16 protein-coding genes are annotated in these 16,393 nt (G+C 60.8%); 8 read left to right on the forward strand and 8 right to left on the reverse strand.

All coding sequences use genetic code 11. The features are described from left to right. Window positions 1–4: 4 nt before the first annotated feature. On the reverse strand, window positions 5–1,360 hold the full coding sequence (rimO, locus tag CNX70_RS18065) for a 30S ribosomal protein S12 methylthiotransferase RimO (protein WP_096238532.1): 1,356 nt from the start codon (window positions 1,358–1,360) through the stop codon (window positions 5–7). Window positions 1,361–1,670: 310 nt separating this feature from the next. Between rimO and CNX70_RS18070 the strand changes: the two genes are divergently transcribed. After that, window positions 1,671–3,266 (forward strand): hypothetical protein, encoded by a 1,596-nt coding sequence (locus tag CNX70_RS18070; protein ID WP_157751104.1) that lies wholly within the window; start codon window positions 1,671–1,673, stop codon window positions 3,264–3,266. 91 nt (window positions 3,267–3,357) lie between these two features. Here the strand turns inward: CNX70_RS18070 and phaR are convergent, their stop codons facing one another. Next, complete coding sequence (phaR, locus tag CNX70_RS18075; protein ID WP_071076767.1) at window positions 3,358–3,921, reverse strand: polyhydroxyalkanoate synthesis repressor PhaR; 564 nt, start codon at window positions 3,919–3,921, stop codon at window positions 3,358–3,360. A 225-nt stretch (window positions 3,922–4,146) separates the two neighbouring features. Next, window positions 4,147–5,862, reverse strand: coding sequence for a class I poly(R)-hydroxyalkanoic acid synthase (gene phaC, locus CNX70_RS18080; RefSeq protein ID WP_096235851.1), 1,716 nt, complete (start codon window positions 5,860–5,862; stop codon window positions 4,147–4,149). A 248-nt stretch (window positions 5,863–6,110) separates the two neighbouring features. Between phaC and CNX70_RS18085 the strand changes: the two genes are divergently transcribed. Continuing rightward, window positions 6,111–6,335 (forward strand): hypothetical protein, encoded by a 225-nt coding sequence (locus CNX70_RS18085; protein WP_243420269.1) that lies wholly within the window; start codon window positions 6,111–6,113, stop codon window positions 6,333–6,335. 16 nt (window positions 6,336–6,351) lie between these two features. Here the strand turns inward: CNX70_RS18085 and pgeF are convergent, their stop codons facing one another. Together pgeF and CNX70_RS18095 are read right to left on the reverse strand one after the other, a co-directional pair. Next, window positions 6,352–7,137: a peptidoglycan editing factor PgeF gene (pgeF, locus tag CNX70_RS18090; RefSeq protein ID WP_096235852.1), complete on the reverse strand. Its 786-nt coding sequence runs from the start codon at window positions 7,135–7,137 to the stop codon at window positions 6,352–6,354. Further along, on the reverse strand, window positions 7,137–8,162 hold the full coding sequence (locus CNX70_RS18095; RefSeq protein WP_071076764.1) for an RluA family pseudouridine synthase: 1,026 nt from the start codon (window positions 8,160–8,162) through the stop codon (window positions 7,137–7,139). Before CNX70_RS18095 ends, pgeF begins: the two co-directional genes overlap by 1 nt. A gap of 89 nt (window positions 8,163–8,251) precedes the next feature. On the opposite strand from CNX70_RS18095, the gene CNX70_RS18100 reads away from it, so the two are divergent. Further along, a complete protein-coding gene (locus CNX70_RS18100; protein ID WP_071076763.1) occupies window positions 8,252–9,055 on the forward strand; it encodes an outer membrane protein assembly factor BamD in 804 nt (267 codons plus the stop codon). A gap of 37 nt (window positions 9,056–9,092) precedes the next feature. On the opposite strand, the gene yaaA is transcribed toward CNX70_RS18100, so the two are convergent. Further along, window positions 9,093–9,863 (reverse strand): peroxide stress protein YaaA, encoded by a 771-nt coding sequence (gene yaaA, locus CNX70_RS18105; protein WP_096235853.1) that lies wholly within the window; start codon window positions 9,861–9,863, stop codon window positions 9,093–9,095. Window positions 9,864–9,893: 30 nt separating this feature from the next. Here yaaA and CNX70_RS18110 point away from each other — a divergent pair, with 30 nt between their 5' ends. The 3 genes from CNX70_RS18110 (at window position 9,894) to CNX70_RS18120 (ending at window position 12,741) form a co-directional block, all read left to right on the forward strand. Beyond that, a complete protein-coding gene (locus tag CNX70_RS18110) occupies window positions 9,894–10,328 on the forward strand; it encodes a putative toxin-antitoxin system toxin component, PIN family (protein WP_096235854.1) in 435 nt (144 codons plus the stop codon). Window positions 10,329–10,411: 83 nt separating this feature from the next. Beyond that, window positions 10,412–11,590, forward strand: a complete 1,179-nt coding sequence (locus tag CNX70_RS18115) for a pyridoxal phosphate-dependent aminotransferase (RefSeq protein WP_096235855.1) — start codon at window positions 10,412–10,414, stop codon at window positions 11,588–11,590. Between the two features lie 47 nt (window positions 11,591–11,637). Beyond that, on the forward strand, window positions 11,638–12,741 hold the full coding sequence (locus tag CNX70_RS18120; protein WP_096235856.1) for an HD-GYP domain-containing protein: 1,104 nt from the start codon (window positions 11,638–11,640) through the stop codon (window positions 12,739–12,741). A gap of 39 nt (window positions 12,742–12,780) precedes the next feature. Here CNX70_RS18120 and CNX70_RS18125 read toward each other — a convergent pair whose 3' ends face one another. Next, complete coding sequence (locus CNX70_RS18125) at window positions 12,781–13,239, reverse strand: nuclear transport factor 2 family protein (RefSeq protein WP_157751106.1); 459 nt, start codon at window positions 13,237–13,239, stop codon at window positions 12,781–12,783. A 262-nt stretch (window positions 13,240–13,501) separates the two neighbouring features. Next, window positions 13,502–14,293 carry a DUF2625 family protein gene (locus CNX70_RS18130; RefSeq protein WP_244198847.1) on the reverse strand — a complete coding sequence of 264 codons (792 nt, stop codon included), beginning with the start codon at window positions 14,291–14,293 and terminating at the stop codon, window positions 13,502–13,504. A 183-nt stretch (window positions 14,294–14,476) separates the two neighbouring features. Between CNX70_RS18130 and CNX70_RS18135 the strand changes: the two genes are divergently transcribed. Next, window positions 14,477–15,328 carry a helix-turn-helix transcriptional regulator gene (locus tag CNX70_RS18135; protein WP_096235859.1) on the forward strand — a complete coding sequence of 284 codons (852 nt, stop codon included), beginning with the start codon at window positions 14,477–14,479 and terminating at the stop codon, window positions 15,326–15,328. Between the two features lie 29 nt (window positions 15,329–15,357). Next, the gene (locus CNX70_RS18140; protein ID WP_096235860.1) at window positions 15,358–16,392 is read left to right on the forward strand and encodes a serine hydrolase domain-containing protein; all 1,035 of its coding nucleotides are present in this window, start codon (window positions 15,358–15,360) and stop codon (window positions 16,390–16,392) included. Window position 16,393: the final 1 nt, after the last annotated feature.

Below are 16,393 nucleotides of genomic sequence, written 5' to 3' on the forward strand. Positions count from 1 at the left end.
CTGCTTACTCGGCAGCGCCCCACAGGTCGTGCGCGTCCGCTGAAGTAATTTTTACATCAAAGAACTGGCCCACGGCCAGCTTGCGGTGCGGCTCGAACGGCGGCTTGACATATACGACGCCATCGATTTCCGGCGCGTCGGCGGAGGAGCGGCCCACGCCGCCGGAGCGGGTGACTTCATCGATCAGCACGCGCACGGTCTTGCCGACCTTGGCTTGCAGACGTTTCTTGGAAATTTCTTCCTGCAGCAGCATCACGCGGCCACGGCGCTCTTCACGCAGCTCTTCCGGCACGGGATTTTCGATCGCATTGGCCGTCGCGCCTTCAACAGGCGAATAGGCGAAGCAGCCGAGGCGGTCGATCTGCGCTTCCTTGAGGAAGTCCAGCAAGTACTCGAATTCCGCTTCCGTTTCGCCAGGAAAACCGGCGATGAAGGTCGAGCGGATGGTCAGGTCCGGGTTGATGGCGCGCCAGGCCTGGATGCGGTCGAGGTTTTTCTCGCCGCTGGCCGGGCGCTTCATGCGTTTCAGCACGTCCGGGTGCGCGTGCTGCATCGGAATATCGAGGTAGGGCAGGATGTGGCCGCCGCTCATCATCGGGATGATCTGGTCCACGTGCGGGTACGGATACACATAGTGCAAGCGCACCCAGGCGCCGTAGGTCTTGGCCAGCTCGCCCAGCGCTTCCGTCAACTGCGTCATGTGCGTCTTCACGGGACGGCCATTCCAGAAGCCGGAACGGAATTTCACGTCCACGCCATACGCCGAGGTATCTTGCGAAATGACCAGCAATTCCTTGACGCCGGCCTTGAACAGGTTTTCCGCTTCGATCATCAGTTCGCCGATCGGACGCGAGACCAGGTCGCCGCGCATCGATGGGATGATGCAGAAGCTGCAACGGTGGTTACAGCCTTCGGAAATTTTCAGGTAGGCATAGTGCTTCGGCGTCAGCTTGATGCCTTGCGGCGGCACCAGGTCGAGGAAGGGCGCATGCGGCTTCGGCAGGTGAAAATGGACGGAATCCATCACTTCGGCCAGCGCGTGCGGACCCGTGACGGCCAGCACTTTCGGGTGCACCTTCATGATGATGTCGTCGCCGGCAGCATCTTTCTTCGCGCCCAGGCAACCGGTCACGATGACCTTGCCGTTTTCAGCCAGCGCTTCGCCGATGGCGTCGAGCGACTCTTGCACGGCAGCATCGATAAAACCGCAGGTATTGACGATCACCAGATCGGCGCCAGCGTAGGATTTCGCCGTTTCGTAGCCTTCGGCGCGCAGTTGGGTCAGGATTTGTTCGGAGTCGACCAGCGCTTTCGGGCAGCCGAGCGAGACAAAGCCCACTTTCGGCGCCGCACCTGGCATGGCCAGCATGGCCTCTGGCTTGGCGGAAGGAACGGGAATACGGTGAATTTCAGACATAGTTGGCAGCTAGTAAAATGGTGAGGCGAATCGGCTATTGTACCCCGAGCCGCCCCTTGCTGTCAGCGCCGGCTTCTTTTGCTGGCGCATCTGCAACGCTACCACCCCAGCTTTGTTCCGGCCGCTGCCATCGTGGCGATGGTCGAACAAGGCCCGGCCACACATTCCAGGTATCAAGAAAGTCAAAATAATGCCTAAAGGAAATTAATGGCATGACATATAATTTTGTTTTTTATAAAACTAAATGAATCCCATGTCTTTTTCCTTTTCCAATTTGACAGCGCGGCGCCGGGCTGTCGCCGCTTGCGGCTTGACTGTATTGCTACTGAGCGGCTGCGTCGTCAACACGGCGGTGGTTGATCCACTGAAAATGAGCGCACAATCGGGAGAAACCCCGGTGGTGGTCAGCATCACGTCGAATACCAAAGATATTTACGGTTTCAACACCATCAAGTTACGCCGTGTGGTGGCGGGGGAGCAGCGCAGCGATTTCAAGCTGGTCTCCGCAAATCTGGTGATGAAAAAGGTCGAGAGCGCGATGGCAGGCGATACTTCCCTGTTCATTGGCGCACTACCGCCTGGCGAGTATGAGTTTGTCGAACTGATCGACACGCGGGCCAACAAGCTCTTGCATGTGTACTCGAGCATCGTGGGAAGCTTCAACATCGAAGCGGGAAAATCGGCGGATCTGGGGCGGCTGATTGTGACACGCGGCGATTTCGGCGTGCAATACGGTCGCAGCGCGCAGGTAGTATCCAATGCGCAATTGCTCCAGCGCTTTGCCCCCGACTACAGCAAGCTATTCGGCGCTGCTGCCAGCCCAGGCTGGAGCACTCCGCACCACGCGCAGGACGATGTCGAGCAATTTGCCCGCGCCCACCCGGCCGGGGCCGAGTGCGCCACTGAAATGCCCGATGGCCGGGTGGCTGCCGCCAGCCGCATGGGCGCCGTCCTGCTGCGCTCGACGCAAGGGCTATGGAAGATCATCAATGCGCCCTCGGTGGAGTCGCTGTCTTGCGTCTTTCCCGTAGACCTGCCCAATGCCGAGTTGATCGCGGTAGGCGAATCGGGCTCCCTGCTACGCAAAGCGCGTGACAGCGACAAGCTGCTTCCTGTCGATACAGGCAACCTGCCGCCCGGCAATCTGCTGCGCATCGGCGGCAACCCCCAGGATGGCTGGTACGTGATGCATCACAAGGGAGATGAATTGAACATTTTCCGTGCGAATCAACTGGACGCCGGCGACTGGCGATCCGTGTACCACTCCACCTTGCCCGGATCGTGGCTGCATGGCCCGGGCTTATTGTGGACGTGGCAAGACGCGGAGCGGATCGGCTATGCGCTGGAAAGCGGCTTGATCGGCGAACTCGATTACCGCACGGGCAAGTTGACCGAGCGCTTTAGTCCGCACAAGAAAAGCTTGACGCAGTTTATCCATCAAGCCAATGGCACGCAAAGCGTTCTGGTAGCGGCTGGTCTGGGAGGACGCTTTCCCGACGCCTATGTTTCACGGGATCGCGGCCAGAACTGGACGACTATCGTTTCGCCCTTCAAAGTCCTGATGTCGCCAGTGGCGCCGCTCAATGACGGCCGCTTGCTGATGGAAGCCGGCATGTATAACGAGGGCGCCCTGCTGGTCAGCAGCGATGAAGGCAAGACCTGGGCGCCGTATGTCCCATACAGTCTGCGCAACGCCCCGTTGATATTCCCTTCCGGCCTGGCGCTCAATATCCAGGAAGATTTCAAGGGTAACGTCAGCATTTACAGCTCCATGGACAATGCCAGGACATGGAAGCTCGAGCATTCAAACCAGGACCTGCTTTCCACGCTGCAACAACGGAAGCAATAACATGCAGCATCGGCAGCCGGCGGCATGACGCCCGCAAAGCACAACGGCACAGGAGATCCTGTGCCGTTGTGTGGCCCGCATTGGATGCGGCTTACTTTTTGTCGGTCGGTGGGACCGGCGGTACGAACGGGAACGTGCCGAACAGATTCTTGCTCTGGCTCTGCATCTGTTCCTGCATCTGCACGAACAGGCTCTTGCTCTGGTCGATGTAGTTGTTCATCATGCCTTGCATCATCGGGCCCTGGACATTCATGAACTGGGTCCACATTTCCGGGCTGAATGGCTTGCCTTCGAAACTGCCGGCCGACGTGCCCGTGAATTTGTGCTGGATATCGGTGAACGCTTGCACGTTCTTTTCCAGGTAGGATCCCATCATGCCCTGCATGGCGTGGCCATAGTAGCGGATGATCTGCGACAACACGCTGCTCGAAAACATGGGCGCGCCGTTCGCTTCCTCTTCCAAAATGATTTGCAGCAAGATGCTGCGCGTCAAATCTTCACTGGATTTGGCATCGACGACGGTAAACACCTCATTGTCCAACACCAGCTGCTTGACGTCCGTCAAGGTGATGTAGGAACTGGTTTGCGTGTCATACAGACGGCGGTTGGGATATTTTTTAATCAGGCGGTCTATACTTTTTTTTGCACTACTCATCACAAGTTCCACTTATTGCGCCGCAGCGCATACTGAGTTAATCCGAAAAAAAAGCGAACGTGGGTCCGCTTTCGCACCTGCCTACTTTTTCCATTATAGAGTGGAAAACGGCTCCATTACACATCAGGGTAGTAGATTCCCGCATTTATTGCAACGCAACTAAAAGTAGATTCCTGACAAGACCGATGATTACGCCGGCCTTGCCAGGCAAAAACGCTTTGTGACTTAATCTGCCCTGACTTTAACATACCGCCCCGGCGCCGGCTCGATTGCCGCGTGCCGTTTGTTGCCCGGCTTGCCGGGTGCCCTCACCTGCGCGCCGCCGTGTTCGGCCAGGAAGGCCGCCCATTCGGGCCACCAACTGCCCGCGTGCTCGGTCGCACCTTCCATCCACTGCTCGGCGCTCAAGGGCTTGGCTTTCGCCGTGCGCGGCTGGTCATTGCTCCAGTAACTGCGCTTTTTCTTCGACGCCGGATTGATCACGCCGGCGATATGGCCCGAAGCACCCAGGATAAAACGGTTGGCTTTCGGCTTTTTCGGGTTCAGCAGGGCCGTGCTGGCGTAGGCCGCGCCCCAGGGCACGATATGGTCTTCGCGCGAACCGTAGATGAAGGCGGGCGCATCGATGCTGCTCAGGTCGACCTGCTCTCCGGCCACCGTCAGCTTGCCCGGCACTTTCAGGCTGTTTTCCAGATAAGTATTGCGCAGATACCAGCAGAACATGGGGCCCGGCAAGCCCGTGCCGTCACCATTCCAGTACAGCAAGTCGAACGCGGGCGGCTCCTTGCCCTTCAGGTAATTCGACTGCACGTAGTTCCACACCAGGTCGTTCGGCCGCAGGCTTGAGAAAGTGCTGCCCAGGTCGCGGCCCGACATCAGGCCGCCCTTGGCCAGACTCTGCTCGCGCAGCGCCACTTGCTGCTCGTCAATAAAGACGTCGAGCGCGCCCGTGTCGCAGAAATCGAGGAAGGTGGTCAGCAATGTCAGGCTGGCGGCAGGATTCTCGCCGCGCGCCTTGAGTACGGCCAGCGCCGTCGAGACGATGGTGCCGCCCACGCAAAAGCCGAACATATTGAGCTTGTCCTGGCCGGAAATGTCCTGCGTGACACGGATGGCTTCGATCACGCCTTGCTCGACGTAATCGTCCCACGTCAGGTGCTGCATGCTCAGGTCCGGATTGCGCCAGGACATCAAAAACACGGTATTGCCCTGCTCTACCGCATAGCGCACGAGCGAGTTTTCCGGCTGCAAGTCAAGGATATAGAATTTATTGATGCATGGCGGCACCATCAGCAGCGGCCGCTGGTGTACCGTGGCCGTCGTCGGCGTGTACTGGATCAGCTGGAACAGGGCATTTTCAAACACTACCGTGCCCGGCGTGGTGGCCACGTTGCGGCCCACTTCGAAGGCCGACTCATCGGACTGCGAGATGCGGCCCTTCTGCATATCGGCCAGCATGTTCGTCAAGCCCTTGGCCAGGCTTTCGCCCTTGGTCTCGATCAGGGTTTGCTGGGCGTCAGGGTTGGTGGCCAGAAAGTTGGCGGGCGACATGGCGTCAACGATTTGCTGCACCGCAAACGCAATCTTTTGCTTCTGGTGCGGCGTCGCTTCGACGGCATCGGCCATGGCGCTGAGAAACTCCGCGTTCAGCAGGTAGGCGGCCGCATTGAAGGCTGACAGTGGGCTGGCGTGCCAGGCGGGCGCGGCGAAGCGGCGGTCTTTCAGCTCCGGCGCCTTGCCGGCCATAAAGTCAGCCCACAAGCCCGTCAGCTTGGCCACATAGGCATTTTTCAGTTGCTCGATCGCTTCCGGCTTGATGCTGGCGCCCGCATCCTGCAAAATGCCGGCAATTGGATTGCCCTGGGGCTGCGGTACCATGTTGAACCACGTCTTCCACTGCTCAGGATTGCTGATCTGCGCCATCCATTCCTTGGTCATCATTTGAGGATCGGGCATATTCATAGATATATGTAAGTCCATTCAAGATTGAGGGACGCCGAACAAAACCTACTGCGCGTCGGTGTAGGCGGCCTGCGATGCTCACCGTACTAGAGTACGGTTGCGCTTCTTAGCCACCTCTCCCTTCCGCTCGCTACGGTTTTGTTAGGCGCCGAAACGTAGTCGAAAAATAAATACTTTTGGATCACCTGCATGCAAACTCTTACTGACTGCCAATACCAATGATGCTCATGACCGCTGTTGCCTGGATCTATGTCGTCGGCCTCATGGCGCTGACGGAACCGTCCATCGTTGCCGGGGTAATGACCTTCGTGCTGTACTGCGTCATCCCGCTGTCCATCCTATTCTATCTGACGGGCTCGCGGCGACGCAAACGCAAGGCTGAGCGCGTCGCTGAATTGAAGGCGCGCGCGCTCGCCTCAGCAGACGATAAAACAAAAACGGCAGACACATAAGTGTCTGCCGTGCAGATTATTTGCGCCAGATCAAACTGGCCTGTCTTCCTGTGACGCCATCGCGCCGGTACGAGTAAAACTGCGCCGCATCGCTGACGGTGCAATATTCCCCGCCCGCCACTTGCGCCACGCCATCACGCAGCAACATGGTGCGCGCCAGCGCATAGATATCGGCCAGGTACTTGCCCGGCTTGCCATCGATGGCGGCGAATGCATTCGATAACACTTGCCGCTCGGCAGCGTCGCGCGCACCGTCGCGAAACGCTTGCAGCACGTCCTGTCCCACTTCGAATTGCTGCGGGCCAATCGCTGGCCCCAGCCAGGCGAGGATTTCCCCCGCGCCCTGCGCCCGCATGCTGGACACCGTGTGCTGCAAGACGCCGTTGGCCAGGCCGCGCCAGCCCGCGTGGGCCGCGCCAACGACCAGGCCGTCCGTCGAGCAGAACAGCACGGGCAGGCAATCGGCCGTCATCACGACGCACACGGCGCCAGGCTGCGTGGCGATGCTGGCGTCGGCATCGGGCACGCAGCCGTCCAGGCTGGCCGCGTCCGCCACGGCCACGCCATGCACCTGCGACAGCCAGGCCGGTGCGGACGGCAGCATGGCCGCCAGCCGCGCGCGGTTGGCCGCCACGTGCGCGGGCTCGTCGCCCACGTGCGTGCCCAGGTTCAAGCCACCGCCGCCCTGCCCGTCACCATATGCTTCCTGGCTGACGCCACCCGCGCGCACGGTCGCCAGCGCGCCCACGTTCGCGGGCAGGCCGGGCCAATGGGGAGTAATGCAAGGCAACGGTGACGTCATCAGACCTGTTCCGGCTCGGGAATGCCGGCGGTGGCAATCAGTTGCGCAAAATCATCGGCCAGCGGCACGATCCATTCGCACGCTTCCAGGGTGCCCGGATGCACGAGGCCCAGGCGGCGCGCCTGCAATGCCTGGCGCGAGAAGACGGATACCAGGTGCTGCTTGCCGTACACGGAGTCACCGACCAGCGCAAAGCCCAGGTGCTGCATGTGCACGCGAATCTGGTGCGTGCGGCCTGTTTCCAGACGGCATTGCATCAGACTCACGGGACGGCGGTCGAGTTCGCCGCTGCCGATCAATTCATAGTGCGTGATGGCAGGCTTGGCGGTAAAGTTTTCCGAGACAGCCATCTTGACCCGGTCGCGCGGGTGGCGCGCGATGGAGGCGTCGATGGTGCCCGCCATTTTCGGCGTGCCCCACACCAGCGCAAAATACTCGCGCTTGACGGTGCGCGCCTGCAACTGGCGCACCAGGTCCGTCTGCGAAGCGAGGGTCTTGCCGACCACCATCAGGCCGCTGGTATCCTTGTCCAGGCGGTGCACGATGCCGGCGCGCGGCACGCCCGCCAGTTGCGGACAGTGGTGCAGCAAGCCGTTGAGCAAGGTGCCCGACCAGTTGCCGGGGCCCGGATGCACGACCAGTCCGGCCGGTTTGTTGATCACGATGATATGCTCATCTTCGTGCACGATGTTCAATTCCATCGCTTCCGGCTTAAAAGCCTCGTCTTCCGGCGCGCTTTGCGGCAGAATGACGATCTTCTCGTCGCCATAGGCGGTCATGTTGCGTTTGGCAACTTTTCCATCGACGGTCACGAAACCGGCTTCCAGCCACAGTTGCAAGCGGCTGCGCGAGTATTGCGGCACCAGCTGGGCGATGACTTTATCGAGGCGGTGGCCGCAGGCGTCCGGCGTCAGTTCCAATGTAATCGGGGCCATGATCTCGAAGGCGTCGTCGGCGGCAAAATCGCCGTCAAACGCATCTTCGGCGCCATGGTCAGAAAGGGAGTCAAACGCGGAGTCAGCCAAATTAGGCTTCGGAGTTAATATCACAGCATTCCCATCGGCTATAATCAGCCTATTGTAAAATCTTGGTTAAAACCTTCTTGCAAAACGTCATGCAAAAAAAATTATCGTTGGTAGTCGCTTCAGTCGTTCTGCTCGGCATGTCCGCTTGCAGCTTGTTGCCTGAAAAAGTGGATGAGACCAAAAACTGGTCCGTTACGAAATTATACTCGGAGGCGCGTGAAGAAATGGCCGGGCAGCACTATGAAGCTGCAATCGGCCTGTTCCAGAAGCTGGAGGCTAACTATCCTTTCGGCAACTATGCCCTGCAAGCGCAGATGGAGATCGCTTACGCGTATTATAAGGCGGGAGACCAGGCGCAGGCACTGGCTGCCGTCGAACGCTTCATCAAGTTGCATCCGAACCACGCCAATGTAGACTATATGTACTACTTGCGCGGCCTGATCAGCTTTAACGACCAGATCAGCTTCCTGAACTTCCTGTACGAGCAAGATCCGACCGAACGCGACCCGAAAGCCACGCGCGAAGCGTTTGCGGCCTTCAAGCAACTGGTCGACAAGTTTCCAAATAGTAAATATGCGCCCGATTCGCTGGCCCGCATGAACTATTTGATCGATGCAATGGCGAAATATGAAGTGCACGTGGCGCGTTATTACTATCGCCGCGGCGCCTACCTGGCCGCCGCCAACCGCGCACAAACGACGGTCAGCGACTTTGCCGCTTCGCCCGCCATCGAAGAAGCGCTGTTCATCATGTACCGCTCGTATGACAAGCTGGGCTTGACCGACCTGCGCGACGACACCTTGCGCGTGCTGACCAAGAACTACCCGAACACGGCATTCCTCAGCCCGGAAGGGGTGAACAAGGAACGCAAGTGGTGGAAATTCTGGCAGTAAGCTGCAATAAAAAACCGGGCTAGCCCGGTTTTTTTACTTATTCAGCTACTTTGCGCCGGAACACCCAGCTCTTGTCGTTTGACGCTTCCGGCACGAAACCGTAGCCATCGACGTCGAACTGCTTCAGCTGTTCGGGATCGCGGATGGCGTTGACGGCAGCATAGCGGGCCAGCATGCCGCGCGCGCGCTTGGCATAGAACGAGATGATTTTATATTTGCCGTTCTTCCAGTCCTCGAACACGGGCGCGATGACGGGCACGTCCAGCTGGCGCGGCTTGACGGATTTGAAGTATTCTTCGGACGCAAGATTAACCAGCACTTTCGCGCCCTGCTCTTGCGCAGTACGGTTCAGGCCGTTGGTGATGGTGTCACCCCAGAACGCATACAAATCCTTGCCGCGCGCAGTCGACAAACGCGTGCCCATTTCCAGGCGGTGCGGGTGGATCAGGTCCAGCGGGCGCAGCAAGCCGTACAGGCCCGACAGGATGCGCACGCGCGACTGGGCATAGTCGAGCTGGGCCGGCTGCAGGCTGCGCGCGCCGAAGCCCGTGTACACGTCGCCATTGAAGGCCATGATCGCCTGGTGCGCATCGGTCAACTGCGGTGTCCAGGACGCGTAGCGGGCCACGTTGAGGGCCGACAAGGCGTCGGAAATACCCATCAGGCTGCCCACTTCGCCAGGAGAAAACTGGCGCATGCGCTCGATCAGCTGGGCAGAATGGTCGAGAAAATCGGGGGTGCTGTGCAACGTGGTCGTTGGCGGCGTCTCCAGGTCGAGACTCTTGGCGGGCGAAAGCACGATCAACATAAATTATCACTACAAAATAGAATTGCCGACATGATACCTGCTCCACAAAAACTCGTCCTCGACACCAACGTTTGCCTCGACCTGTTCGTCTTCAACGACCCGCGCTGGGCGGGCCTGCTGGCAGCCATGGAAAGCGGCGCCGTGCACGCCATCACGCGCGAAGATTGCCGCGCAGAATATCTGGTCGTATTGCATTACAAACATCTGCCGCTCGATGAAGCCAGCCGCGCCGTTGCCGCCGCCCGCTTCGACGCCCACATCAGCGTGGTGGCGCCGCCCGTGTCGGGCGTGCGCCTGCCCGTCTGCACGGACAAGGATGACCAGAAATTCCTCGAACTGGCACGCGACGCCAACGCCGACATCCTCATCACCAAAGACAAGGCGCTGCTGAAACTGGCCCGCAAGACGGCCAAGGCCGGCATGTTCAAGATCATGCTGCCGGAAGGCTGGGCCTTGCCAGGCTGAGCCGCCAAAGCCCCACACGCGACGGGGCGCGCTGCGCTAGAATGGGACACGATTCCACTTTACGCACCGCGACCCTACCGTTCATGAACAGCCCGTCCCTGCCCTGCACGACTCCCACCCTGACCTCGCGCCTGCCTCTCGTGGGCACCACCGTGTTTACCCGCATGTCCAGCTTGGCGGCCCGGCATGGCGCCGTCAACCTGGGCCAGGGCTTTCCCGACTTCGATTGCGACCCGGCCCTGGTCGATCTCGTCAGCGACGCCATGCGCGCCGGCCACAACCAGTACCCGCAGATGACGGGCGCCGCCCCCTTGCGCGAGGCGATTGCCGCGAAGATCGCCAGCCTGTACGGCCACGGCTATGATGCCGGCACGGAAATCACCGTCACGGCCGGCGCCACGCAGGCTCTCACCACGGCCATTTTGTGCTGCGTGCACCCGGGCGACGAAGTCATCGTCATCGAACCGGCCTACGACAGCTATCTGCCGGCCATCGCGCTGGCCGGCGGCGTGCCCGTGCTGGTCTCCATGGAGGTGGGTGAACAGGGCTACAGCGTGCCGTGGGACAAGCTGGCCGCTGCCGTCAGCGCAAAAACGCGCCTGATCATCATCAATACACCGCACAATCCGACGGGCACCATCCTGCGCCCTGCCGACGTGGCCGCGCTGGCCGACATCGTGCGCGGCACGCAAATTTTGATTTTGTCCGACGAAGTCTACGAGCACATGGTGTATGACGGCGTGCGCCATGAGTCGCTCGCGCGCCACCCGGAACTGGCGGCGCGCAGCTTCATCGTTTCCAGCTTCGGCAAGACATATCATGTGACGGGCTGGAAAGTCGGCTATGTGGCGGCGCCCGCAGCCCTGACGGCGGAATTTCGCAAGGTACACCAGTACAACGTATTTACCGTCAACACGCCGATGCAGCACGGCATTGCCAGCTACATGGCCAAGCCGCAGCCCTACCTGGACTTGCCCGCGTTTTACCAGCGCAAGCGCGATTTGTTCCGCGACGGCCTGGCGGGCAGCCGCTTCAGCCTGCTGCCGGCCGACGGCACGTATTTCCAGTGCGTGCGCTACGATGCCATTTCGCAAGAGACCGAAGCGCAGTTCGCCGAATGGCTGACGGCCGAGATCAAGGTGGCCGCCATCCCCGTCTCCGCGTTTTATGCGCAGGGCAAGGAATCGGGCATCGTGCGTTTCTGCTTTGCCAAGCAGGACGACACCTTGCGCCTGGCGCTGGAACGCCTGCGCAGCATATAACCGAACACTGAGCATGGCTTCGCCACGGCGGAGCAAAGGATGACAGCATGGTACAGCGTCGCATCGGCCCGGCCGACCTGGTTCCCGGCGAACCCCTGCCCTGGGATCTGTTTCTGGCTGACCAGAGTGCCGGCCCGCAACTGCGCAAGGGGCAGATCATCACGGATGGCGCGCAGCTGGGCCGCTTGCTGCAACTGGGTCTGTACGTGGGCACGCCGGAGCAGCCGTCCGTCTTGCGCTTGCTCAATGAAGCGGCGCAGCGCCTGGAACGCTTGCTGCTGGACTTGCGCAGCGAAAGCAATGCCGAGCGCGATGTGCGCGACATCGCCCGCGACCTGCTGCGCGCGCTCGGGCACGATGCCGATATCGCCCTGGCCAGCATCCTGCTCAACCAGATCGCCGGTACCTACGCCGTGCGCCACTGCATCGAAACGGCGCTGCTGGCCATGCTGGTGGGGCGCAGCATGCACAAGTCCCACGATGAACTGTTACTGATCGGCGCCGCCGCGCTGACGATGAACGTGGGCATGCTGCGCCACCACGACAGCTTCCAGGACCGGCGCGGCCCCCTGAATGACGAAGAAATGCGCATCGTGCGTCTGCACCCGCAGGAAAGCACGGAACTGCTGCGCTGCGCCGGCGTCGACGACGAGGAATGGCTCAGTTGCGTGCTCTTGCACCATGAAAACGACGACGGCAGCGGCTACCCGCAGGGGCGCACGGCCGATGAAATCTTGCAAAACGCGAAATTGATCGGCCTGGCCGACCGCTACTGCGCCCGTGTCTCGGCGCGCAACTACCGCCGTTCCATCGTGCCCGACCAGGCGCTGCAGCACATCTTCCTCGAGCAGGGCCTACCCATCGACCCACTGCTGGGGGAGCAGTTCGTCAAGCTGCTGGGCAAATATCCGCCCGGCACATTAGTCCGCCTGCGCAGCGGCGAACTGGGCGTCGTCACGCAGCGGGGCGCCGCCCACGTGCATCCACTCAGCGACCCGCTGGGCGCGCCGCTGCCTGCCGCCCAGTTGGCGCAGATGACGCCGCGCGACACGGGCGACAGCCAGTTCGCCATCGTCTCGTCGCTGCATGAAGACGATGCGGGCGTGCATTTCAGCATGCGCAATGTGTGGGGCGATGAGGCGCGGCTATAGGCTGCCTGGATAACGCCGGGCGCCAGACCAAATGTCAGCTCACGGTTTCGGTGGACGGATGCCCGTGTACTGTGCGCTGACGAGTAGCCATTGCTTGTCGACAAGCCGAGCCACATACCCGGCGCGCAGGGCGAAGGTACGGACAGCCGCGTCCTGATTGACGCGGTAGGACAGCCGTGTCGAGATGACCGCCGTATCGCCAAAAAGACGCACCACCGGCTCATCGACTTGGAGTTGAGGACTCGGCCGTTTCTGCTCTGGCGCATAGAAGGAGAGCATTTTTTCACGCCCGTCCACCTCGCCGACCGGCGATATTTCCACATAATTCTCGACCGTGGTGGCTCTCAAGGCGACTTGATCAAAATTATTCTGCGCCTGTGCATGGCGCTGCACCAAAGCCAGCAGTTCGGCATCGGCGGGAGCCGCCTGCGCACCACCGATCGCGCCCAAGGTGCCAAGCAGGCAGGTAGAAAGAATATGTGAAAGGGTCAATTTCATGCGTATTTCATCCAGGTCGAGGTCATGAAGAAGCATCCGTTGATGACTGCGGCAGCGCCAGTCTCGAACACTCGCTTGCGGCCAACTCATCATGAGGAAGCCCACTGTATGCTATCCGATTGCCATTTTCTGGCACATGCCAGTGCGACAAACTGCTCAATTGGGGGATTGAAACGCCATTTCGCCGCATCGATTGCACGCTCGCCATTGCGGTATCGGGATGCTCACCGCGATGCTTTCAAATACGCCCGCAAGCCATGCGTCAGCTCGCGCTAACAGGTGCATCCAGCAACTTCTGTTTCAGATCAAGGTTGAGCGCCCACTGCTCTTCCACCGGAATGGCGCGCCGCGAACTGGTCTTGAGGGAACCCTCTTGCGTCCACAGAAATGGATAAAAATTCAGGCATAGCTCGCCGGACAAGGGCAATTCTTCAAAGCCATCCGCATCGCCAGGCTGCCGGCCGTAAAACTGCCGCAACTGGCTGGTAAAGGCCCATTCGACAAACGTCGTGAAGCCCATCTCCAGCGCTTCCCACTCCAGCGTCTCGGGGGCCAGGTAATACATATTGCCCTGATCGGGCCCGAGCGCGCCGCCATTGATGGCGAAAAAGCCGCCGAGCACGTCATCGGCCACCAGCAGAAAACCCTCGACCTTTCCTTCATTCCACATAGCAATGTTCCGGGCCAGCTTGCCATGACCAGACCCCAATATGCGTAACCAGCCATCGTCCACTAGGATGCCCCCGGTTTCATAGGCAATCGCGCCGAGGGGAGAACGCGTGCTTACCTGCAGGCTCAGCAGCACGTCCTCCCTGCCGGCCGAGGGAGGCAGCAATTCCACCGGCAAGTCGGCCTCGCTGGCCCATTGCCTGATCAGCGGAAACGCCGGGTCTTCACTCTCCAATAATTCATTCAATGTACGCATTGCACCGGCCCTTATCGACGACCGCTCCCGGCGGTCGGAGAATACATGACGAAGCTGGCACTGTCTGGCGCTCACCGCCAGGCATTCCTGCCGCTCGCCCCTGGCGCGATCCAGTATCGATGACGACATCTGAATGCTCCGCAGATTTTACACATACCCTTCCCTGCACGGCTGCCGCCGGCCCCGGAAAGCCGGCTCGGTGGCGCCGTCCGACATCCCGCGCATTCCCCTGAATCGACCGCTCATCCTGCGTCTGGCGCTATTCGTCGGCCCGCGCTCGCCCATCCGGGCGGGCGCACATACCATGCCGATATGACCACTCCACTCCAGTTCAAGTCCGGCCAATTCTATGGCGATGTGCATCACGGAGCGCGCGGCAGCATCTTCGATATCCGCCGCCTGAAGGCCACGCGTGGCGAGGACGAAGTCGAAACGCAACGGCATGACGATGCCCACTTCGTCTTCGTGCTGTCCGGCACGTATATTTCCAGCGCCCTCCACGCCCCGGCACGCGCGCCGTCACCCACCCTCGTCTTCAATCCTGCAGGCACGACGCACCGCGACCGCTTCGTCGATGGCAAAGGCGGCTTCATGACTGTATCGCTCGACCCAGCCCAGCTGTCGGGCGCCGAAGAATTGCATGCGGCCCAGGAATGCGCCACCGTGTTGCGCGATACCGCCAGCGCGGCTGCCGCCTTCCGGCTCGCGCGCGAAATCGGTCGCGGCGGCGATGCCGCGCTGCTGGAAGCGGGCGCGTGGGAGATGCTGGCCAGCCTACACAGGACGCCCCAGAAGACGCGCCCATCGCTGCCCGCCTGGGCCCACCAAGCCTATGAAGCGGTGATGGACCTGGCCAACGACAGGCATCTGCGTATTGCCGACGTGGCCGCTGCCCTGGGCGTGCATCCCGTGCACCTGGCCCGCGTCTTCCGCCAGGCCTGGGGCTGTTCGCCGGGAGACCTGCTGCGCTGGCGCCGCGTCGATCAAGCCTGCGGCCTGCTGCACCGTCCGGAACTGAGCATGGCCGACGTGGCGCTGAGCGTGGGCTTCGCCGACCAGAGCCACATGAGCCGCGCCTTCCAGGCCCGCTACGGCATGACACCCAGCAACTATCGCCGCCAAATGTTTCAAACGTCCAAGACAATGCTTGGTTTGCAAGACTAGACTGGCCTTTTCCAACTCAGGAGTACACCATGTTGCGATACCTCCCCCTTCTTCTGGCCTGCGGCAGCAACGTCCACGCGGGCGAACTGGACGGCGTTACCACCGCCATCGACGCGGGCGACTTCAAGCAGGTCACCAGCGTCGTCGTGGCACAGCATGGCAAACTGCTCTACGAACACTACTTCGACAAGGATGGCGCCGACAGCCTGCGCAACACGCGCTCGGTTGGCAAGACGGTGGCGGGCATGCTGGTCGGCCTGGCCATCGAGCGCAAGCTGTTGCGCGCCGATACTCCCGTGCTGCCACACTTTCCGGAACTGCGGCCGCTGGCCCATGCCGACCCGCGCAAGGACAAGATCACGGTCGAGGACTTATTGACCATGAGCTCGCTGCTCGAATGCGACGACGACAACCAGCATTCGCGCGGCAACGAAGAGCGCATGTATCTGGTGGAAGACTGGAGCCGTTTCGTGGCCGACCTGCCGATCCGCGGCTTTCCCGAATGGCAGCCCCGCCCCGAGCAATCGCCGCATGGCCGCGCCTGGAGCTACTGCACGGCAGGCGTAACCCTGCTGGGACCGCTGCTTGAAAAAGTGAGCAGCCAGAGCGTGCCGGACTTCGCTGCCGCCAACCTGTTCAAGCCGCTTGGCATCGACAAGGTGAAATGGCAACTCCAGCCCAAGGGCAGCGCCATGACGGGCGGCGGACTGCAACTGCGCAGCGTGGACCTGATGAAGCTTGGCCAGCTCTACCTCGACGGCGGACGCTGGAATGGCAAGCAGGTGATACCGGCTGAATGGGTCAAGCGCTCGATCGCGCCCCATGCCAACGCGCGTGAAGGCATGGACTACGGTTATCTGTGGTGGTTGCAACCGTTCACGGCCAATGGCCGCACGGTGCAAAGCTATGGGATGGCAGGTTCTGGCGGCAATAAAGTGCTCGTCCTGCCGGAACTCGATGCGGTGGTCGTCATCACCACGACCAACTTCCAGGTACGCGACGCCCACGCGCTCAGCGAAAAATTGCTGACCAAGCTGATCATGCCGGCATTGATGCGCCCCTGAG

The sequence above is a fragment of the Janthinobacterium svalbardense genome, assembly GCF_002327145.1.
GTDB lineage: Bacteria > Pseudomonadota > Gammaproteobacteria > Burkholderiales > Burkholderiaceae_D > Janthinobacterium > Janthinobacterium tructae.